This window comes from Amycolatopsis sp. NPDC058278, assembly GCF_042881395.1.
GTDB lineage: Bacteria > Actinomycetota > Actinomycetes > Mycobacteriales > Pseudonocardiaceae > Amycolatopsis.
Map to the genome: position 1 here is coordinate 36,890 of NZ_JBHVXZ010000050.1, position 20,181 is coordinate 57,070.

Below are 20,181 nucleotides of genomic sequence, written 5' to 3' on the forward strand. Positions count from 1 at the left end.
GAGCGGAAATCCGCCCCGGCGGTGGGTTATGTCTCATGTGGCGAAACTCAGCCGATGACGGGCGGCACGAACACGCAGGGCGGCGTCTTCGCGTGCGCGGGATCGAGCGCGTTGAGCACCAGTCCCTGGGCGACGGGGTCGTAGGTGATGCCGAGGTGGTCGGTGAAGTCGAGCCCGCAGACGTTCTGGAGCAGGATGTTCTTCACGTTGGGCGCGGCTTCGAGGAAGGCGCTGGTGTACGGCGTCACGACGTCGTCGTAGCGGGTCTGGATGACGGTGTACTGGATGCCGGGCACGGTTTCCCCACCGGCGTTGAGGTCGGTGAGGAAGGCCGAGCCGACGGCCTGCTCGTTGCAGGACTGGCAGACGGTCCCGAGCGCGGCCGGCACTCCGGGGATCCGCTCGAGGGTGCTCAACAGGCCGAAGAGATCCGTCCCGTGGTTGGACGGCGACAGCCCGACCAGCCGGCTGATCTTGCCGGCGCCGCCGAGGTACTTGATCCAGTACCGGACGTTCATCCCGCCCTGCGAGTGCCCGACGACGTCGAGCTTCGCCGCCCCGGTGGCCGCGAGGACCCGATCCCCGAAGGCGGCAAGCGCTTTCGCGGTGTCGGCCACGGGCCCGACGGTCTGCAGGAAGGAGCCGGGCGCACCGCCGAAGTTCCCGGCGAAGACGCAGTACCCGGCGTCGGCGAGCTTCCGGGAGAGGTTGGCCCAGTTCTCGTAGGCGTTGGCGGTGGTCCCGTTGGAGAGGAGGACGGGATTCGGATGCCGGTCGGAGGGCTTGCAGCCCCAGTCGTTGGCCCCGGCCGGCGCGATGGTGGGCGCCCCGAGCGAATACAGCGCGGCGGTGAGGATGGTGGGCTGAACGGGTCCGGTGGGTTCTCGTTCCGCCGCTTGGCCGGTCCCCGCCCCCAGTACGAGTGCCGCCACCGCGGCCGCGGCGGCCGTGAGCCACCTGCGCGTCGTTGCGCCCATCCGCTTCACCTCTCTGTGAACCGATGGTGACCCGCGTCACCGAGGGTTTAACGCGCGAGTAACTTGTTCGAACCTCCCCCTGGTGAGTGAATTTCCTCCGGCGCGTCAGAGCGCCGCGCCGAAGTAGGCGGCGAGCTTCTCGACGGCGGAGTCGATGTACTCCTTCTTGTCGTAGAGGTCGACGTGGCTCGCACCTTCGATCCAGTGGAGCTCCATGGGCCCGGCGGCGCGCTGGTGCACCTCGACGGCCATCCAGGACGTGACGGCGCGCGTGCCGACGACCTGGAGCAGCGGGCGCGGGGCGATGAGCGGGACGGCGTGGAAGGCGTCGAACGAGGCCAGCTTGTCGACACTCGGCCAGGCGAGGAACTTCGCGGAGCGTTCGTGCTCGCCCCGCGGGGTGCGGTAGTACTCGAAGCCCTCGACGCCGTGCTGCCCGCCGAGCGCACCGGCCTCCGCGGCGGTCTCGGGGAACACGGCCATGGCCCCGGGATCCTCGCCGCGCGCGGCGGCGCTCCGGGCCTGGGCGGCGAGCTCGAGGAGGTGCCGGAAGACGGCCGGGTCCTGGGTGCCGTCGGCGCCGTAGCGGAACTGCCGGGCCACATCGACCCCGGAGACGGTGGCCACGGCCTTGACGCGGTGGTCACCCCCGGTGGCCGCGAGCGAATAGCCACCGGAGGCACAGATGCCGAGCAGGCCGATGCGCTCGGCGTCGACCTCCTCGCGGGTGGCGAGGAAGGAGACGGCGGCCTTGAAGTCCTCCACGCGCTGGGCGGGGTCTTCCAGCCCGCGGGGCAGGCCGCCGGACTCACCCTGGTAGGCGGCGTCGAAGGCGAGCGTGACGAAGCCGCGTTCGGCCATCAGCCGCGCGTAGGTGCCGGCGGTCTGCTCCTTGACGCCGGTGCCGGGATGCCCGACGACCAGTGCCGGCCGCGGCCCGGAAGCGGGCGTGTCCGGGGTGTGGAGGTGGGCGGCGAGCGGGATGCCGGCGCTGTCGAAACCGACGGTGGTGGTGGCCATGGGGGCTCTCCTCGAGACGGTGGGTGCTGGTGCTCCACCACATTCCGTCGGATTCGGCCCGGGCGGGAGAGACAGGTTTCTGCCGGGGAAAGAACTTGCCCCCCTTCACCCGCCCGCGGCCACCGAGGCGCCGGGACACTGGAGACCATGACGCCGGACTCCGATCCCCGGGCGCTGGGAGCGTTCCTCAAGGCCCGCCGGTCCCAGCTGACCCCGCGGGACTGCGGTTTGCCCGAGCCGGAGACCGCCCGCAGGGTCACCGGCCTGCGCCGTGAAGAGGTCGCCCGGCTCGCCTCGATCAGCGTGGATTACTACACCCGCCTGGAGCAGGGCCGGGTCCGGGCGTCCGCGCCGGTGCTGATCACCCTGGCCCGCGCCCTGCGCCTGGACGACGACCAGCAGCGCTACCTCCACGAGCTGGCCGGCCGAGCCGACGCCCTCCCCCGGAGGCGCCGTCCCCCACAGCGCCTGCGTCCCGCGATGCGCAGGCTGCTCGCCCAGCTCACCGCAACCCCGGCGCTGGTCCTCGGCAAGCGCCTGGACATCCTGGCCTGGAACCCGGCGGCCACGGCCCTCTTCACGGACTTCGAGGTCATCCCCGCGGACAAGCGCAACTACCTGCGCTTGCTGTTCACGAACCCGGCGGTCCGGGAGCTGCACGACAACTGGGAGCACGACGCTCGCGAAGCGGTAGCAGCCCTCCGCATGGAGGCGGCGGCCGACGCCGGCGACCCCGACCTGTCCCGCCTGGTCGGCGACCTGTCGGTACAGGACCCGGACTTCCGCACGTGGTGGGCGGAACACCACGTCAACAGCGCAACGTACGGAACCAAGCGCTACCGCCACCCCCGGGTGGGCAAGCTGACCCTGGACTGCGACACGTGGGCCAGCCCGGACGGCTCGGGCCAGCGTCTGATGGTCCTGACCGCCGAGCCGGGCACCCCGTCCCACGACGCCCTGCTGATCCTCACGTCATGGGCCGCGGAGAGAATCAGCCCTTGAGCAGAGCCCGGGCCATGACCACCTTCTGAATCTGGTTGGTGCCTTCGTAGATCTGCGTGATCTTGGCGTCCCGCATCATCCGCTCGACCGGGAAGTCCCGCGTATACCCGGCCCCACCGAAGAGCTGAACCGCGTCCGTGGTCACCTCCATGGCGATGTCGGACGCATAGGTCTTGGCAGCGGAAGCCATGAACCCGGCCCGCTTGTCCCCTCGCTCCGAAGCCGCGGCCGAGGCGTAGACCAGGTGCCGAGCAGCCTCGATCTTCGTCCCCATCTCGGCGAGCATGAACTGCACGCCCTGGAACTCGGCGATCGACTTACCGAACTGCTTGCGATCCTTCACGTAAGCAATTGCAGCATCGAGCGCCCCCTGCGCAATGCCTAGCGCCTGAGCACCGATCGTCGGCCGGGTGTGATCAAGCGTCCGCAGCGCCGTCTTGAGACCGGTCCCGGGCTCGCCGATGATCCGGTCCTCGGGAATGGTGCAGTTCTCGAAATAGATCTCCCGGGTCGGCGACCCCTTGATCCCGAGCTTCTTCTCCTTCGGCCCCACGGAGAACCCGGGGTCATCCTTGTGCACGACAAAAGCCGAAATCCCGTTGGCCTTCTTCTCGGCATCAGGATCGGTGACAGCCATCACCGTGTACCAGGAAGATTCACCCGCATTGGTGATCCAGCACTTGGTCCCGTTCAGCACCCAGTGGTCACCATCGAGCCGAGCCCGCGCCCGCATCGACGCCGTGTCCGACCCGGCCTCACGCTCCGAGAGCGCGTACGAAGCCGACGCCTCCCCCGACGCGATCGAAGGCAGCACCAGCTTCTTCAGGCCCTCCGAAGCCGACAGGATGATCGGCTGCGTACCCAGCTTGTTGACCGCCGGGATCAGCGACGCGGAAGCGTCGACCCGCGCGACCTCTTCGATCACGATGCAGGCGCCGACGGCGTCGGCACCCTGCCCGTCGTACTCCTCACCGATGTGCACGGCGTTGAAACCCGACTTGACCAGGGCGTTGTACGCCTCGATCGGGTAGCGCTCGTTCTCGTCGACCTCCGCCGCGTACGGCGCGATCTCCTTCTCGGCCAGGGCCCGGACCGCAGCCCGCAGCTCCTCGTGCTCCTCGGCAAGCTGGTACAGGCCGTCGGTCACTTCCGGTCACCTTCTCTGCAACGTCGGGAGGGGATCCGTCGATGTTAGCGCTCGTTCACCTGCGTCGTCCTTGTGGCGTTGACCGCAGAATTCGTATGGTCGGGTGATGCCGATCACCGCGCCGACGACGCCGCCCGGTCTGCCCGCCTCCCTCGACTACCCCGAAGTCCCCGTCGCTTCGATCCTGGCGGCCGGTGCCGCGCGCTGGGGCGACCGGACCGCCTTCGCCCACGACGGCGGCAGTCTCACCTTCGCCGAGACCCACCGAGCCGCCTGCCGGTTCGCCAACGCCCTGCGCGAACGCGGCATCGGCCGCGGCGACGTCGTGGCGCTGCACCTGCCGAACTGCCTGGCCTTCCCGGTCGCCTACTACGGCACCCTGCTGGCCGGGGCCACCTTCAGCCCGGCGAACCCGCTGCTCCCGCCGGACGACCTCGCCTTCCAGCTCGCCGACTGCGAGGCGGCCGCCGTGGTGACGTTCGGCCCGGTCGCCGGGGCACTGGCGAGCGTCGCCGACCGGATCCCGGCGCGGTTCACCGTCGTCGTCCAGCCGGTCGCCGGCCTGCCCGAGAACGCCGTCGAGTTCGAGGCGTTCCACGCCTCGCAGCCGGAGACGCCCCCGGCCGTGGATCTCGACATCCACGAGGACCTCGCCCACCTCGCCTACACGGGTGGCACCACCGGCCGGTCCAAGGGCGTACGGCTGTCGCACCGCAACGTCGTGGTCAACACGCTGCAGCACGCCTGCTGGGGCACCGGCTCGGTCCCGGCGCTCGACGAGCGCGGCGACGTCACGATCGACCAGATCGGCAGCGAGGACGAGTGGCCGTCCCGCCTGGGCACCGGTGTCGCGATCAACCTGACGCCGTGGTTCCACGCGATGGGCATCATCGGCGGCCTCAACGCGGCGGTGATCGCCGGGACGTCGATGGTCCTGCACACGCGCTTCGACCCGGCGGCGTACGTCGCCGACGCCGAGCGGCTCCGCATCACCGGCATCGGCGGCGCGCCGGCGCTGTTCGCGGCCCTGCTCGCGACGCCGTCGTTCCACACCGCCGACCTGTCGTCGGTCCGCTCGATCGGTTCGGGTGCGGCGCCGATGAACCACGCGATGATCAACGCGCTGCGCAAGCGCTTCCCGGACGTGGTGGTCACCGAGGGCTACGGCCTCACCGAGGCGACGATGGGCGCGGTGATCTCACCGACGTACCGGTCGGGCACGCGCAAGGTCGGCTCGGTCGGCCTGCCGATCTTCGACACGGAGGTCAAGGTCGTCCCGGCGGAGGGCGGCGAGGACCCGCTGCCGCCGGGCGAGAAGGGCGAGGTCTGCCTGCGCGGGCCGCAGATCATGCTCGGCTACCGCAACCGCCCCGAGGAGACGGCGGCGGCCTTGGTGAATGGCTGGCTGCACACGGGCGACATCGGCATCCTCGACCCGGACGGCTACCTGTCCATTGTGGATCGCAAGAAGGACATGCTGCTGTACAAGGGTTACAACGTCTTCCCACGCGAGCTCGAGGAGCTGCTCATCACGATGCCGGGCGTCGCGGCGGCCGCGGTGGTCGGCCGCCCCGACCCGGAAGTCGGCGAGCTGCCGGTGGCGTTCGTGGTGCCCCGCGGCTCGCTGGACGCCGACGGCCTGATGGCCGCGGTCAACGAGAAGGTGGTGCCGTACAAGCGGTTGCGGGAGGTGCACGTGGTCGAGCAGATCCCGGTGTCCGCGGCGGGGAAGGTGCTGAAGCGCGAGCTGCGGCAGCAGCTGATCGGTGAGCTCGACTAGAACGTGGGCTCGGACCGGCAGCTCGCGGGCTGGGCGAGGCAGTCGATGCGCATGGTGTACTCGACCCGGTGGGGTGGTCGCGAAGGCGGGCAGCACGACGAGGGTGTGCTTGTCACCGCGGTAGGAGTACTCGATGCCCGGACGCCGCGAACGGACCGGTCAGTGCCCCGTCTTCTCGCGCAGCGCCGCGTCCTTGTCCAGGACCAGCTTCTCCAGATCCGCCTGGAACTCCGCCATCTTCGCGCGCAGGCCCTCGTCGGACGCCGCCAGGATGCGGACCGCCAGGAGACCCGCGTTGCGGGCGCCGCCCACCGAGACCGTGGCCACCGGGACGCCCGCCGGCATCTGGACGATCGACAGCAGGGAATCCAGGCCGTCCAGGTACTTCAGCGGGACCGGGACGCCGATCACCGGCAGCACCGTCGCCGACGCCACCATGCCGGGCAGGTGGGCCGCGCCACCCGCCCCCGCGATGATCACGCGAAGGCCGCGCGACGCCGCCGACGTCGCGTAGTCCAGCATGCGCTGCGGGGTGCGGTGCGCCGAGTAGACGCCGACCTCGTACTCGACGCCGAACTCGTCCAGGGCCGCGCCCGCCGCTTCCAGCGTCGGCCAGTCCGAGTCGCTGCCCATGATCACGCCCACCTGCGGCGCCATACCGACCTCTCCCGTCAGTGGATTTCGTAGCCGTCGAGCCAGACGGCGTGGGACAGCCAATGCGCCGACAGCAGCGCGCGGTTGCGCAGGTCCTCCATGCGCTCGCCGGTGAAGTTGACGTGCCCGAGCTTGCGGCCCGGCCGCTCCTGCTTGCCGTACAGGTGCACCCGGGCCTCCGGGTACCGCGCGAACAGGTGGTGCAGCCGCTCGTCCGGGCCCATCTCCGGCAGCTCCGGCGCGCCCAGCACGTTCGCCGACACGCACGCGGGCGCGACCAGGTCGGTCCGGCCCAGCGGGTAGTCGAGCACCGCCCGCAGGTGCTGCTCGAACTGCGACGTGCGCGCGCCGTCCATGGTCCAGTGCCCGGAGTTGTGCGGGCGCATCGCCAGCTCGTTCACCAGCAGCCCGGTGTCGGTCTCGAACAGCTCGACCGCGAGCAGCCCGGTGACGTCCAGCGTCGCCGCGATCCGCAGCGCCAGGTCCTGGGCCTCGTGCACCCGCGAGTCGTCGAGCCCCGGCGCCGGGGCGAGGACCTCGGTGTTGATCCCGCCGGTCTGCACCGTCTCGACCACCGGGTACGCCGCGCCCTGGCCGAAGGGCGAGCGGGCGACGAGCGCGGACAGCTCCCGCCGCATCGCCACCTTCGCCTCCACCAGCAGCGCCGTGCCCGCGGCCAGCAGCTCCGGCACGGTCTCCCGCGCGTGCTGCGCGGTGTCGAGCATCCAGACGCCGCGGCCGTCGTACCCGCCGGTCGACGCCTTGAGCACCACCGGCCAGCCGTGCTCGCCACCGAACGCCACCACGTCGTCCACAGTGGACACCTCGGCGAACGCCGGCCCGGGCACGCCGAGGCCCGCCATCATCTCGCGCATCACGAGCTTGTTCTGCGCGAACCCCAGCGCGGTCGCCGCCGGCCGGATGACGTGCCCCTCCGTCGCCAGCGTCAGCAGGTGCTCACCCGGCACGTGCTCGTGGTCGAAGGTGAGCACGTCGACCGAGGCCGCGAACTTCCGCAGCGCGTCGAGGTCGGTGTGGTGCCCCAGCGTGACGTCGCCGGCGACGAGCCCCGCGGCTTCGTTTTCGCCCGCGGCGAGCACGCGCAGGGACTGGCCGAGGGAGATCGCCGCCTGGTGGGTCATCCGGGCCAGCTGGCCGCCGCCCACCATGCCCACGACGGGCAGACCGGTGTGTTTGTCCATAGCGCCGATCAGACTAGACGGTGACCACCTGCGGTGACCGCCGGACCAGACGTAGCTCACGCGCCGCGAGGCCGAGGATCCCCGCGGCCGCCGCGAGCACGTACGCGTTGCCCAGGACCGACCAGCCCAGGCCCCAGCCGAACTCCGTGTCGCCGCCGTTGGGCACGAGCATCACGATCTGCGACGCGAACAGCAGCGCGACCGCCGCCGCGGCCCACCACCGCGCCTTCACCAGCAGCAGCGTGAGCAACGGCACGCACCAGACCCAGTGGTGCGACCACGACACGGGCGACAGCAACAACCCGTAGAACGCCGTCACCAGCAGTGCGGCCGCGTCTTCACCGCGCCGGTGCAGCCGCACGACCAGCCACACCGCCGGCACGGCGAGCACCGCCGCCACCCCGGCCGCCACCGCCAGCGACCAGGGAGCCAGCGCCGAGGCCCGGTTGACCAGCCCGTTGAGCGACTGGTTGAAGATCCAGTGCACCGACCCGACCCGGCTCGGGTCGGTCGCCGAATCCCGCCAGAACCGCACCGCGTCGACCGGGATGACCGCGAACATCGCCGCTTCGAGCGCCGCGAACGTGCCCAGGGCCCGCAGCCCGTCCTTCCACCGGCCCGTGAAGAACAGGTGCGGCACGAAGATCAGCGGGGTCAGCTTGATCGCCGCCGCCACGCCGATCAGCACGCCCGCCCACCGCCGGCCCGAGGCACGCTTTCCCGCCGAGGGCCCATCAGCACTGCCACGCAGCGAGAGCACCAGGACGTCCAGCACCACGAACGCCATCAGTATCAAGTTGATCTGGCCCAGGAACAGCGTCTTCCACACCGGTTCCAGCGCCAGCGCGATGGCCGTTCCCGCCGGCAGCGCCCACCAGCTTCTTCCCAGAAGCGGTGTGCCCCCCGGCGACGACGAAACCACCGTGATCACGACCATAAGACCGACCACCGACAAAAACCCGATCACGCCCCACACCAGGCCGGATGGCACCAGGGCGAGCGGCAGGAACAGCGGCGCGGCGGCCGGGGTGTAGGTGAACGGCAGCCGCACCCAGTCCGGCAGGGCGGTCAGCACGTCCCGTGTGTAGAGCGGGTCGCCGTGCAGCAGTGTCAACGCGCCCGCGCGGTACACGGCGCTGTCCGCGCCGAGGTGCCACCCGGCCAGCCAGACGACCACGCCGAAAGCCAGCACGAGCAGCGCGAGACCGCCGGCGAGAAAGCGGCCGGCGCGCGCCTCAGACGCCGGTCGCGACGTCGACATGCTCGTCCGCAGCGACCTTCTTCCGCGCCCGCCGCTGCAGGCCCCAGCGCAACGCGAGGGCGAACGCCAGCACGACCGGCATCAGGATGTAGGCGTCTCCCAGGACGTTCTGCCACACCTTCCAGTGCAGCTCGACGTTGCGGCCGTTCGGCAGGATCAGCAGCACGCAGCTGACGAACACGAACGCGACCAGCCCGGTGCCGACCCAGCGCTTCCACGCCGTCTTCGGGGTGGTCTTGGGCAGCCGCGAGACCAGCAGCACGATCAGCGGGATCACCCACACCCAGTGGTGGGTCCACGAGATCGGCGACATCAGCAGTGTCCAGAACGCGGTGACGAGCAGCGCGGCCAGCGCCTGGCCCTTGCGGTGGAAGCGGATCAGCAGCCACAGCGCCGGGATCGCGAGCAGGAACCCGATGCCCATCGCCGCCTTCGACGCCCACGGCGCGAGGTCGGTGGCCCGGTTCATCAGCGCGTTCAGCGACTGGTTGCCCGCCCAGTGCACCGGCCCGATCCGGCCGGTGTCCGGCAGCGTGACGGTCCAGTACTTGGCCGCGTCATGGGCGTTGATCAGGAACATCAAGCCCTGGAGCAGCACGAACGTCGCGAACCCGCGGATCGCGTCCTTGCGGCGGCCGGTGATGAAGAGGTGCCCGAGGAACACCAGCGGCGTCAGCTTGATCGCCGCCGCGACCCCGACCAGCACCCCGCCCCAGCGGCTCCCCCGGGTGCCGATGACCAGCATGTCCAGCAGGATCATGGCCATCAGGATCAGGTTGATCTGGCCGAGGAAGATCGTCCGCCACACCGGCTCGAGTGCGAGGAGGACCAGGAAGAACACGATGGTCGAGCGGGCGGGCGAGGCCCACCAGCGCGGGCCGTCGGCCGCGGGCCGCGGCAGCGCGCCGATCGCGATCCGGATCGACAGCGCCATCGCCCCCAGCGAGACGGCGGTGATCAGGCCCCAGGAGATCTGCGTCGGGAACGCGGCGAGCGGGATGAAGATGAGCGCCGCCGTCGGTGGGTAGGTGAACGGCAGCAGCGCCCACCACGGCTCGTCGGGCAGGGTGTTGGCGTCGTAGAGCGAGTCGCCGTGCAGCAGCGACAGCGCGCCCGCCCGGTAGACCGCGCTGTCGACGCCGAGCACCCAGTCGTGCTGCCAGCCGTAGATGCCGTACCCGATCGCGACCAGCGGAATCACCGACAGGATCAGGATCGACCGCGGGCGGACGGACAGGCGGGCGAGTGACTTCCGCAGGGCCAGGCGGTGCTGGGATCTGGCCGCGACTTCGCCGTCGACGTCGGTGGATACGGTCCGGGTCACCGCACCAGGAAATCATGACCGGCCCGCTCCCGGTCGGAAGGGTCCGGGCCGAACCGGGCTCTTCCGGTGTTCTACGCGCGCGCCAGGTGGGCCAGCAGGTCGCAGGCCAGCTCGTGCGTGGCCGGCAGCCGCACCGCCGAAACACGGGGTCTGCCCACGTCAGCCAGCTGGGTGTCGACCGACAGCCGCTCGTGCAACGCCCTTCGCAGCGCGACGCCGTGCGAAGCGACCCGCTCGTCCTTCGGGACCAGGGCCGCGACGACGGACGGCCCCAGCGAAGCGACGCTCTGCCCGCTGTCGAACACGGTCCGCAGCGCGTCCGCCACCAGGATCATCCCGGTCAGCCGCGGGAACCCGGCGACGGCGGTGAGGTCGAGCGAGACGACGAGCAGCACGTGGTCCTCGGCGGCCGGCCGCTCCCGCGCGGTGGCGGCGCGGTAGAGCTCCGCGAGCCGGGTGCGCAGGTAGGCCGCCGTGGGCAGGCCGGTCAGCGAGTCGGTGACCTCGGTGTGCACGAGCTGGTCGGTGGCCACGTCCGCCCAGGCCAGCGCGGTGGTCCGGAGCAGCCGCGCCGGCGTGGCGTCGACGTCCGTCGTGACGAACCCATCGCCGCCGTGGCCGAGCACGGCGTGCAGCGCGGCCAGGTCGGCGAGGGTCTCCGCCAGCCCCGCACCGGCCGCCGCCCGGGCCCTGGCCAGCCCGGCCAGCGCGGTTTCGGCGGCTTCGACGCGGCCCTTCGCCATCACCGCCGCGCAGACGGCGTCGACCTCGGGCAGGGCCCAGTCACTGGGAAACCGCCAGCCCGCGGCGACGCTGGCCGTGCGCCAGCGGGCCCGCAGCGCGCGCAGGGACGCGTCCCGCTCGGCCTGCGTCGGCGGGGTGTCAGGGGCGTTATCGGAGCCGGGGCGCGTAGCCGGAACATCCACTGGCCACCCGCCCCTTTCGTCCGGTTCGCAGCGATCTTGTCCGTCGCTTCACGATGAGGACGTACCCCGATGGGCACCGTGACGCGTACTGAGCGGTTTTTGTCGGGAAGCTTTCCCCGGCCGGGGCCGGGGGTGGGTGATTTTGCTCCGCCGTCGGAGTCATCACGCCGACCACGACGTGACCGCCGGAGGTGGGTCAGTCACACTGGTCTCGCGTCCGGGATCGGCCTGTAATAGCAGGTCCTGGCCCTAGCCGACCGAGGAGTGCCGTGTCCACCGTTCCCGCCGATCTCAGCGGAAAGAGTGACTCCGAGCTGATTGCGGAAGTCCGCTCCGGGAAGATCGCGTCGTACGGCACGCTCTACGAACGGCACACCGGCGCGGCCCGCAATCTGGCCCGCCAGCTGGCCCGCTCCAGCTCCGAAGCCGACGACCTCGTGTCCGAGGCGTTCGCCAAGGTTCTCGACACGCTCCGTGGCGGCAAGGGCCCGGATACAGCCTTCCGGGCGTACTTGCTGACCGCGCTGCGTCACACCGCCTACGACCGCACCCGCAAGGAGCGCCGGGTCGACCTCAACGAGGACATGACCGAGGTCGGCGGTGCCGCGACGGAGGCGCTGACCGTGCCGTTCTCCGACACCGCGGTCGCCGGGCTCGAGCGGACGATGGCCGCCAAGGCGTTCGCGCGGCTGCCCGAGCGCTGGCAGGCGGTGCTCTGGCACACCGAGATCGAGCAGCAGAGCCCGGCCGAGGTCGCGCCGCTGCTGGGCCTGACCGCGAACGGCGTCTCCGCGCTCGCCTACCGCGCCCGCGAGGGGCTCCGCCAGGCATATCTGCAGGTCCACCTGCAGGAGAACGCCGAGGAACGCTGCCGCGCCTGCGCCGAGCGGCTCGGCGCGTGGACCCGCGACGGGCTGTCCAAACGCGAACGCGCCCAGGTCGAGAGCCACCTCGACGAGTGCGACCGGTGCCGGGCACTGGCCGCGGAGCTGGCCGACGTCAACGGCGGGCTGCGCGCGATCATCGCCCCGATCGTCCTCGGCGGCGCCGCGCTGGGCTACCTCGCCACCATCGGCGCCGCGAAGGCGAGCGCGGCCACCGCGGCCACCGCGGGAGCAGCCGCCGCCGGTGCCGCGGCGGCCGGCGGCAAGGCCGGCGCGGGTGCGGGAGCCGCCGCCGCGGGGCCCCGCCAGTTCGCCGGCGTCGCCGCCTCGGGTACGGCGATCGTCGTGGCCGTCGTCGTCGCGCTCACCGCGGGCGGCGGGACGCAGGAGGTCCCGGTCGCCGCCTCGGTGCCGCCACCGGCCCAGCAGGTCGAACCACCGGCCCCGAAGCCGCCGCCTCCGGCACCGCCCGAACCGCAGCAGCCGGCACCCCCGGCGCCCCAGCCCCCGGCACCCCAGCCGCCCGCGCCGCCCGAGGCCCCGCCGGTCGAGCCCGCTCCGCCGCCGGTGGCGCCCCCCGCCCCCGCACCGTCACCCGCCCCCGCCCCGGCCCCACCCGCCCCGGCGCCGCCGTCGATGTCGGCGACGACCCCGCCGGGCGGCGTCGAGCTCAGCCCGGGCACCGCGACGAACCTGCCGATCACCGTGCGCAACGACGGCGGGAGTGTGTCCGAACCGGTGGCCGTCGCGCTGAAGCTGCCGCGCGGGGTGCGCGCGGTCGACACCGGCGGTGGCGGCGCACCGCTGGCGCGCGCGGACACCCCCGGCCCGATCTCGGTGAACTGCCCCGGCGGCGAGGGCACGGTCACCTGCAAGACCGGCGACGGCCTGCAACCCGGCCAGAGCGCGACGCTGAACTTCCGGCTGCAGGCCGGCGAAGACGCCGAGGGCGGCACGGTGACCGGGTCGGTCACGGCCGGCGTGCAGATCTCCGTCGACGTGAGCGTCAAGGTCACCGTGAAGCTCCCGCCGGACGCCGTGATCCTGGAAGCCCAGGGCGACGGGCTGTCGGCGTTCCCCTGGAACCACCACCCGCTGGTCTACGTGCGGGTCCGCAACACCGGCGAGACGACCAAGCCGGTCACGGTCACCTTCGACCACCCGCTCAAGCAGTGGTGGAGCCTGCGCGGCTTCCCCTGCACGACGACCGTCGACGGCGCGAGCTGCACGACGAAGAGCGCGGTGGCGCCGGGTCAGCACGTCAACCTGTGGGTGCGGCTGCAGGGCCGTCCCGACGGGGGCCGGGTGACGATCACCGCGCAGCTCGGCCGGGCGGCGGCGGCGCCGGTGACCGTGGACTTCGGCTGCTGGCGCCACTGGTGCGGCCAGGATCCGCTGCCCACGCCCACGATCCCGTCGATCCCCACGCCGACTCCGTCCAGGCCGAAGCCGACGCCGACGAAGCCGACGTCGAAGCCACCGGCGACGACGACGGACACCGACGAGCCGTCGAGCGAGCCGCCGGCGGCCTCGACCACGACGAGCGCACCACCGCGGTCCGGCGGGAAGCCCGGCGCCAAGCCGCCGACGGTCAGCCCCGCGAAGGTTTTCGGCTGGCTGACGGGGTAGCGTCCGCGCGGTGCGCGAGCTGCTGAAGAAGCATCGCGAGCTCCTCCGCTTCGCCGTCGTCGGCGGGATCAGCTTCGTGATCACGATGTCCGTCAACTACGGCTTGAAGTTCACCGTGCTGCGGACCCACCCGGTGACGGCGCTGATCGTCGGCGTCCTCGTCGCGACGATCTTTTCCTACGTCGCCAACCGCGAATGGTCGTTCCGCACCCGCGGTGGCCGGGAGCGCGCGCACGAGGCCGCGCTGTTCTTCCTGTTCAGCGGGGTCGCGCTGGGCCTGAACGCGCTGCCGCAGTGGTTCTCCCGGTACGTGCTGGACCTGCAGGCGCCGCGGCTGTCGCCGTTCGGCGTCGAGGTGGCCGACTTCGTCAGCGGCATCGTCATCGGCACGCTGCTGGGCACGCTGTTCCGGTGGTGGGCCTTCAAGAAATGGGTCTTCCCCGACGCGATCGGCCGCCCCCGCGCGGTGCCCGCCGAAAGCGTCGAAGATCCGGACATTCACGGCAGCAAGGCCGCCTGAACCACAGGTCAACGCGGTGTGCTCCTAGACTGCGTGGTGTGACCGTTGTGGAAACCGTGCTCAAGCGCACGCCGGAGCCACTGCGTTCGGTGCTGATCAAGCACCGGGAGCTGCTGAAGTTCGCGATCGTGGGCGGCACGACGTTCCTGGTCGACAACGGCGTCTGGTACGCGCTGAAGCTGACCGTGCTGGAGCCGAAACCGACGACGGCGAAGGCGATCGCGATCATCGTCGCGACCATCGTGTCCTACATCCTCAACCGCGAGTGGTCCTTCCGGACCCGCGGCGGGCGCGAACGGCACCACGAAGCGGCCCTGTTCTTCGTCATCAGCGGCATCGCGGTCGGCGTCAACCTGATCCCCCTGATCGTCTCGCGGTACGTGCTCGACCTCGAAGTCCCGCACGTGACGTTCCTGGTGCAGGAAATCGCGGACTTCGCGAGCGGCTCGATCATCGGCATGCTGATGGCCATGTTCTTCCGCTTCTGGGGCTTCAAGAAGTGGGTGTTCCCGGACGAGCTGGGCGAGCGGCGGCGGGACAACGACCAGGTCACCCGCCTCCCCTGACCGGACACGCAAAAGTACTTGTCTTTTGACATGTAGTTGTCTAGAGTCATCCTCGTCAGTGTTCCTTCGTGAGGACGCCGTCCGGGTTCGGCCGGGCGAGCGGGACGATTCGAGGTGGTTTCCGAGCGCGAAGAGGTCGCATCCGTCCGCGGATGACGATGAAGCCTTTTCCCGACTCGACGTCGGCGTGTTTTCGCGCGCCGTCCGCACCTCTCGTCCCTTCTGACGAAACAAGGTCTTTCTCTTGAGCACGATCGCGCCCTCGCGCGCCCTGAAACCCGCCCTCACGGGCCTGTTCCTGTCCGTTTTCCTCGCGATGCTCGACGCCCAGGTCGTCGCCACCGCACTCCCCCGGATCGCCGCCGAGTTCGGCGGGACCGGCGCCTACGCCTGGGTCACCACCGCCTACCTGCTCGCCGGCAGCGCCACCGCGCCCCTGTACGGCAAGCTCGGTGACGTCTTCGGCCGCAAACGCGTGCTCCTGGGCGCGCTCGCCCTCTTCCTGCTCGGCTCGCTCGCCTGCGGCCTGGCTCCGTCGGCCGCGTTCCTGATCGCCGGGCGCGTGCTGCAGGGTGCCGGCTCCGGTGGCCTCTTCGTCTCCGTCGGCGCTTCGCTCGGCGAGATGTTCACGCCTCGCGAAGGTGCGAAGTACTTCGGCTGGTTCTCGATCTGCTTCGCCGTCGCGTCGCTCGCCGGTCCGGTCGTCGGCGGGCTGCTCACCGGGCTCGCCGGGTGGCGGTCGATCTTCCTGGTCAACCTGCCGCTCGGGCTCGTCGCCCTGGCCTGCCTCAAGACGCTCGACCTGCCGAGACGGCGCCGGGAAGCGCCGTTCGACTTCGCCGGTGTGCTCCTGCTCGGCACGGCGATCACCGGGTTCACCCTGCTCACGCCGTGGTCGATCGCGCTCGGCGCGGCCGCGGCCGTGGTGTTCGTGGTCGTCGAACGGCGGGCCGAAGCGCCGGTGCTGCCCCTGCGGTAGTTCCGCGACCGGACGTTCACCGTGTCCGTGCTGCTCAGCGTGCTCGCCGGGTTCGCGTTCCTCGGCTCGATCAACTACATCGCGGTCTTCCTGCAGGCCGACGCCGGCCCGGCGGAAGGCGGGCTGCGGTTGCTGCCCATGACGCTCGCCGTATCGCTCTCCTCCGTCGTCGCGAGCAAAGTCATCGCCCGCACCGGCGCCTACCGCTGGGCGCCGCGGTCGAGCATGGCGCTCGGCCTGCTCGCGGTGCTCGGCCTGCTCACCGCGCACACGCTGCCGCTGGTGCTCGGCTGCCTGGTCGTCTTCGGTTTCGCGGCCGGGCTGAACCTGCAGGTCCTCGCCATGGCCACGCAGAACACCGCGCCCGCCGCGGACCGCGGCGCGGTCGCCGCCGGCGTCAACCTCGCCCGCGCGCTCGGCTCGGCCCTCGGCCCGGTCGCGCTCGGCTTCGCCTACCACGCCGGCACCCACGGCGTGTTCCTCGCGCTGCTGCCCGTGCTCGCGCTCGGCCTCGTCACGGCGTTCGCGCTCCCCCACGTCACGCTTTCCCGATAGGAGAACCACGATGATCTTCGTCATCGGCGCCACCGGCAAGGTCGGCCGCCACCTCGTCCCCGCCCTGCTCGACGCCGGCGCAGAAGTCCGCGCGCTGACCCGCGACCCGGCGAAGGCCCGGATCGACCCGCGCGCCGAAGTGGTCCGCGGGGACCTCGACACCTCGGACCTGCCCGCCCTGCTGGCCGGCGCGGACCGCGTGTTCGTGCTGAGCCAGGGCCACAGCGCCGACCGGGAAGCGGCCGCCGCCCGGGCCGCCGCACAGGCCGGTGTCACCCACCTGGTCAAGCTGTCCACCACGGGTGTCCACTTCGGACAGAATGACCCGGTCAGCCGCACCCACGCCGAAGCCGAGCAGGCGGTCCGCGAAGCCGGGCCGGCCTGGACGATCCTGCGACCCGGGGCCTTCATGGACAACCGGTTCGCCTGGATCGGCTCGATCCGCGAAGAGAACGCCGTGTACGTGCCCGACACCGACCCGCCGTCCGCGCTGATCCACGTCCGGGACATCGCCGCGGTCGCGGCCCTCGTGCTGACGACACCCGGCCACGAAGGCGCGACCTACGAGCTCACCGGCGGCGAAGCCCTGACCACCGAGCAGCAGGTCGCCATCCTGTCCGAGGCGATCGGCCGGCCGCTGAAGTACGTCGAAGAGACCGAAAGCGCCGCGAAGGAGCGCCTGATCCGGATGTTCGGCTGGCCCGCGAAGGCCGTCGACGGCCTCTTCGCCCTCAAGCGCGAGTCCGCTCCGCACGAACGCGTCGTCTTCGACACCGTCGAGCGACTGCTCGGCCGGCCGCCGCTGACCTTCGCGACCTGGGCACGGGAGAACGCGTCCGCGTACCGCCACCAGGAGTGACGAGGAGGAGGTCCGGCCGAGCGCGTCCTAACGCGGGACGCGCTCGGCCGGCCAGCGCACCTCGGGGACGTCGGTCGGCCGTGGCACCTTGAGGAACAGGCTGAACACCGCCGGACGGCGGTTCGACAGCTCGAGGCGGCCGCCGTCGGCCTCGACCAGGGCGCGGGCCAAGGCCAGCCCCACGCCCGTCGAGCCGCCGCCGGAGAAGCCGCGTTCGAAGATGTGCGGCGCGAGCTCGTCCGGGACGCCGGGGCCGGTGTCGCTCACCTCGATCACGACCGTGCCCTCGGCGTCGCCGCGGCGGGCGATGAGCGTCACCGTGCCCGAGCCGTGGCGCAGCGCGTTGTCCAGCAGCACGCCGATGACCTCGCGGAGCCGTCCCGGGGTGGCCCGCGCCATCAGGCCGTCGGCCACGCGCGTCCGCAAGTTGCGGCCCTCCGAGCGGAGCAGCTCGCGCCACTCCTGCGCCATCGCCGGCAGCTGCGTCGGCAGGTCCACCGGTTCCGCGCCGACCTCGCGCGCCGCGCGGGCCGCCGCCAGCAGCTCGTCCAGTGCCTCGGCGAGCCGGTCCGCCTGCTCCTGGGCCGCCTTCGACTCGTCGGCCACCTCGTCGTCCGGGTGGACCGTGAGCGGTTCCAGCCGCAGCTGCAACGCCGTCAGCCGGCTGCGCAGCTGGTGCGAGACGTCCCCGACGAGCTGGCGTTCCCGCTGCACGAGCTGGGCCAGCGCGGTGCCGGACGCGTCCAGCGCTTCGGCGACCATGTCGAGCTCGCCGACGCCGTAGCGGCTCGGGTCGGGCCGGAAGTCGCCGCCGCCGAGCCGGGCCGCGCGTTCGGCCACGTGCCGCAGCGGCTTCGCGAGCCGTCTGGCCGTCGCGATCGCGACGACCGCGCCGGTGCCCACCGACAGCAGCACCAGCAGCACGACGACCAGCGTCACCGTCGTCTGCCGCTCGTGCATCGGGCCGGCCGGGACGGCGATCTCGACCTTGCCGTCGCGGGCGAGGTCGGCGGTCTCGGTGACGGTGTCGGTGCCCGGGCTGCTGCCGTAGCGCTTCTCCGTCTGGCCACTCGCCCGGACGGTCAGCAGCCCGTTCGCCGGGACGGCGGCGCGCACCTGGTCGAGGTCGATCTCCTGGCCGTTGGCGATTTCGGTGTCGAGGATCGCGGCCGCCGCGCGGGCGTTCTCGGCCAGGGTCTCGCGGTAGCTCGACTCGATCTGCCAGCTCGCCACGATGCCCAGCGGGATGCCGAGGACGGCCGCGGTGACGGCCACGGCCAGCAGGATGGCCAGCAGGATGCGGCGGCGCACGGCTTATTCGGCGTTGAAGCGGAAGCCGACGCCGCGGACGGTCGCGATCCGCCGCTCGCCGTCGTGGGTCTTGCTGGTGCGGCCGGCGGCCTCGTCGGCGGCGATGGCGAGCTTCCGGCGCAGCCACGACATGTGCATGTCGAGCGTCTTGGACGTCTTCGACTCGAGGTCGTTCCAGACCTCGGCGAGGATCTCGTCGCGGCTGACGACCTGCCCGGCCCGGGTCATCAGCACCCGCAGCAGCTCGAACTCCTTGTTCGCCAGCTGGACTTCGTGGTTGTCCACGGTCACCAGCCGGGCGCCGAGGTCCATCCGCACCCCACCGGCCTCCAGGACGTCGGGCACCCGCCGGCGCAGCAGCGCGCGGATCCGGGCGAGCAGTTCGGCGAGCCGGAACGGCTTGGCGACGTAGTCGTCGGCGCCCGCGTCCAGGCCGACGACGAAGTCGACCTCGTCGGTGCGGGCGGTGAGCATCAGGACGGGCAGCTCGGTGCCGGCGGCGCGCAGGCGGCGGCAGACCTCCAGACCGTCCATCCCGGGCAGACCGAGGTCCAGCACGAGCAGGTCGACGCGCTGAGCGGCGGTGGCGTCGAGCACCGAAGGGCCGTCGGTGACGACGTGGATCTCGTATCCCTCACGTTCGAGGGCGCGGGAGAGCGGTTCGGCGATAGCCGGATCGTCTTCGGCGAGTAGGACCATGCTCACCTGGCCAACTCTACGGCTCACGGGCGTGAAACCATCGTGACCGTGCCTGGCTACGAAGATGATCTGGCTCTCGCCACCCGACTGGCCGACGCCGCCGACGCGATCACGACGGCGCGGTTCCGCGCCCTGGACCTGGCGGTGGAGCGCAAGCCCGACCGCACCCCGGTGACCGACGCCGACACCGCGGTCGAGGACGCGATCCGCGCGCTGCTGGCGGCCGAGCGCCCGGACGACGCGGTGCTCGGCGAGGAGCGCGGCGGCTCGGCCGCGGCGGGCCGCGCGTGGGTGCTCGACCCGATCGACGGGACCAAGAACTTCCTGCGAGGAGTACCCGTTTGGGCGACCCTCATCGCCCTCGTGGAGGACGGCGACCCGGTCGTCGGCCTGATCAGCGCGCCCTTGTTGGGCCGCCGCTGGTGGGCGGCTTCGGGCGGCGGGGCGTTCTCGAGCGACTCGGCCGGCACCCGCCGGCTGTCGGTTTCGAAGGTTTCGTCCCTTTCGGACGCTTATCTGTCCACAACGGACCTCAATTCCTGGACCGAGTACCACTCGCGCGAGAAGTACCTCGGCCTGGTGGACGCGTGCTGGGAGACCCGGGCGTTCGGCGACTTCTGGCACCACGTGCTGGTGGCCGAGGGCGCGTTGGACGTGGCGGCGGAGTGCATCGTCAACCCGTGGGACGTCGCGGCCGCGCAGGTGATCGTGACCGAGGCGGGTGGCCGGTTCAGCGATCTGGACGGTGCCGGACGCTACGACAACGGGAGCGCGCTCTCGACGAACGGCCACCTCCACGAGGCAGCGCTGGCGATCCTGAAGCGCTGACGGGATGGGCCGCTTGGCGGGCACTTCTTGACCGGTCTGAACCAGCAGTGGTTCACTC

At 71.6% G+C, this 20,181-nt stretch carries 19 protein-coding genes; 9 read left to right on the top strand and 10 right to left on the bottom strand.

The window, feature by feature from the left end; all coding sequences use genetic code 11:
* Window positions 1-47 precede the first annotated feature (47 nt).
* Window positions 48-977: an esterase/lipase family protein gene (locus ACFVYA_RS25400; protein ID WP_387048437.1), complete on the bottom strand. Its 930-nt coding sequence runs from the start codon at window positions 975-977 to the stop codon at window positions 48-50.
* Between the two features lie 105 nt (window positions 978-1,082).
* Window positions 1,083-1,997, bottom strand: a complete 915-nt coding sequence (locus ACFVYA_RS25405; protein WP_387048439.1) for an alpha/beta hydrolase — start codon at window positions 1,995-1,997, stop codon at window positions 1,083-1,085.
* Between the two features lie 147 nt (window positions 1,998-2,144).
* Here ACFVYA_RS25405 and ACFVYA_RS25410 point away from each other — a divergent pair, with 147 nt between their 5' ends.
* Window positions 2,145-2,999 (top strand): helix-turn-helix domain-containing protein, encoded by an 855-nt coding sequence (locus ACFVYA_RS25410; protein WP_387048441.1) that lies wholly within the window; start codon window positions 2,145-2,147, stop codon window positions 2,997-2,999.
* Here ACFVYA_RS25410 and ACFVYA_RS25415 read toward each other — a convergent pair.
* Window positions 2,989-4,146: an acyl-CoA dehydrogenase family protein gene (locus tag ACFVYA_RS25415; RefSeq protein WP_285988371.1), complete on the bottom strand. Its 1,158-nt coding sequence runs from the start codon at window positions 4,144-4,146 to the stop codon at window positions 2,989-2,991. The two genes, ACFVYA_RS25410 and ACFVYA_RS25415, sit on opposite strands and share 11 nt — an antisense overlap.
* A 106-nt stretch (window positions 4,147-4,252) precedes the next feature.
* On the opposite strand from ACFVYA_RS25415, the gene ACFVYA_RS25420 reads away from it, so the two are divergent.
* Window positions 4,253-5,926: a class I adenylate-forming enzyme family protein gene (locus ACFVYA_RS25420; protein WP_387048442.1), complete on the top strand. Its 1,674-nt coding sequence runs from the start codon at window positions 4,253-4,255 to the stop codon at window positions 5,924-5,926.
* Between the two features lie 159 nt (window positions 5,927-6,085).
* On the opposite strand, the gene purE is transcribed toward ACFVYA_RS25420, so the two are convergent.
* The 5 genes from purE to ACFVYA_RS25445 all read right to left on the bottom strand — a co-directional run bounded on the left by purE (window position 6,086) and on the right by ACFVYA_RS25445 (window position 11,293).
* Window positions 6,086-6,583 (bottom strand): 5-(carboxyamino)imidazole ribonucleotide mutase, encoded by a 498-nt coding sequence (purE, locus tag ACFVYA_RS25425; protein ID WP_387048444.1) that lies wholly within the window; start codon window positions 6,581-6,583, stop codon window positions 6,086-6,088.
* Between the two features lie 14 nt (window positions 6,584-6,597).
* Window positions 6,598-7,782: a 5-(carboxyamino)imidazole ribonucleotide synthase gene (locus tag ACFVYA_RS25430; RefSeq protein WP_387048446.1), complete on the bottom strand. Its 1,185-nt coding sequence runs from the start codon at window positions 7,780-7,782 to the stop codon at window positions 6,598-6,600.
* A gap of 13 nt (window positions 7,783-7,795) precedes the next feature.
* Entirely contained in the window at window positions 7,796-9,043 is a 1,248-nt protein-coding gene (locus tag ACFVYA_RS25435; RefSeq protein WP_387048447.1) for a glycosyltransferase 87 family protein, read from the bottom strand.
* Window positions 9,018-10,367: a glycosyltransferase 87 family protein gene (locus tag ACFVYA_RS25440; RefSeq protein WP_285988364.1), complete on the bottom strand. Its 1,350-nt coding sequence runs from the start codon at window positions 10,365-10,367 to the stop codon at window positions 9,018-9,020. Before ACFVYA_RS25440 ends, ACFVYA_RS25435 begins: the two co-directional genes overlap by 26 nt.
* Window positions 10,368-10,438: 71 nt before the next feature.
* A complete protein-coding gene (locus tag ACFVYA_RS25445) occupies window positions 10,439-11,293 on the bottom strand; it encodes a GGDEF domain-containing protein (RefSeq protein ID WP_387048450.1) in 855 nt (284 codons plus the stop codon).
* A 269-nt stretch (window positions 11,294-11,562) separates the two neighbouring features.
* On the opposite strand from ACFVYA_RS25445, the gene ACFVYA_RS25450 reads away from it, so the two are divergent.
* The 6 genes from ACFVYA_RS25450 (at window position 11,563) to ACFVYA_RS25475 (ending at window position 17,285) form a co-directional block, all read left to right on the top strand.
* Window positions 11,563-13,806: a sigma-70 family RNA polymerase sigma factor gene (locus ACFVYA_RS25450; RefSeq protein ID WP_387048452.1), complete on the top strand. Its 2,244-nt coding sequence runs from the start codon at window positions 11,563-11,565 to the stop codon at window positions 13,804-13,806.
* 10 nt (window positions 13,807-13,816) lie between these two features.
* Entirely contained in the window at window positions 13,817-14,326 is a 510-nt protein-coding gene (locus ACFVYA_RS25455; protein WP_285988361.1) for a GtrA family protein, read from the top strand.
* 38 nt (window positions 14,327-14,364) lie between these two features.
* A complete protein-coding gene (locus ACFVYA_RS25460) occupies window positions 14,365-14,892 on the top strand; it encodes a GtrA family protein (protein ID WP_285988360.1) in 528 nt (175 codons plus the stop codon).
* Window positions 14,893-15,136: 244 nt separating this feature from the next.
* Window positions 15,137-15,871 carry an MFS transporter gene (locus tag ACFVYA_RS25465; RefSeq protein WP_387048454.1) on the top strand — a complete coding sequence of 245 codons (735 nt, stop codon included), beginning with the start codon at window positions 15,137-15,139 and terminating at the stop codon, window positions 15,869-15,871.
* 21 nt (window positions 15,872-15,892) lie between these two features.
* Window positions 15,893-16,426 (top strand): MFS transporter, encoded by a 534-nt coding sequence (locus ACFVYA_RS25470; protein WP_387048456.1) that lies wholly within the window; start codon window positions 15,893-15,895, stop codon window positions 16,424-16,426.
* 10 nt (window positions 16,427-16,436) lie between these two features.
* Window positions 16,437-17,285: an NAD(P)H-binding protein gene (locus ACFVYA_RS25475; RefSeq protein ID WP_387048457.1), complete on the top strand. Its 849-nt coding sequence runs from the start codon at window positions 16,437-16,439 to the stop codon at window positions 17,283-17,285.
* Window positions 17,286-17,312: 27 nt separating this feature from the next.
* Here the strand turns inward: ACFVYA_RS25475 and ACFVYA_RS25480 are convergent, their stop codons facing one another.
* The gene (locus ACFVYA_RS25480; protein WP_285988356.1) at window positions 17,313-18,596 is read right to left on the bottom strand and encodes an ATP-binding protein; all 1,284 of its coding nucleotides are present in this window, start codon (window positions 18,594-18,596) and stop codon (window positions 17,313-17,315) included.
* Between the two features lie 3 nt (window positions 18,597-18,599).
* The gene (locus tag ACFVYA_RS25485; protein ID WP_285994081.1) at window positions 18,600-19,295 is read right to left on the bottom strand and encodes a response regulator transcription factor; all 696 of its coding nucleotides are present in this window, start codon (window positions 19,293-19,295) and stop codon (window positions 18,600-18,602) included.
* 42 nt (window positions 19,296-19,337) lie between these two features.
* Here ACFVYA_RS25485 and hisN point away from each other — a divergent pair, with 42 nt between their 5' ends.
* Window positions 19,338-20,123: a histidinol-phosphatase gene (hisN, locus tag ACFVYA_RS25490; RefSeq protein ID WP_285988355.1), complete on the top strand. Its 786-nt coding sequence runs from the start codon at window positions 19,338-19,340 to the stop codon at window positions 20,121-20,123.
* Window positions 20,124-20,181 lie beyond the last annotated feature (58 nt).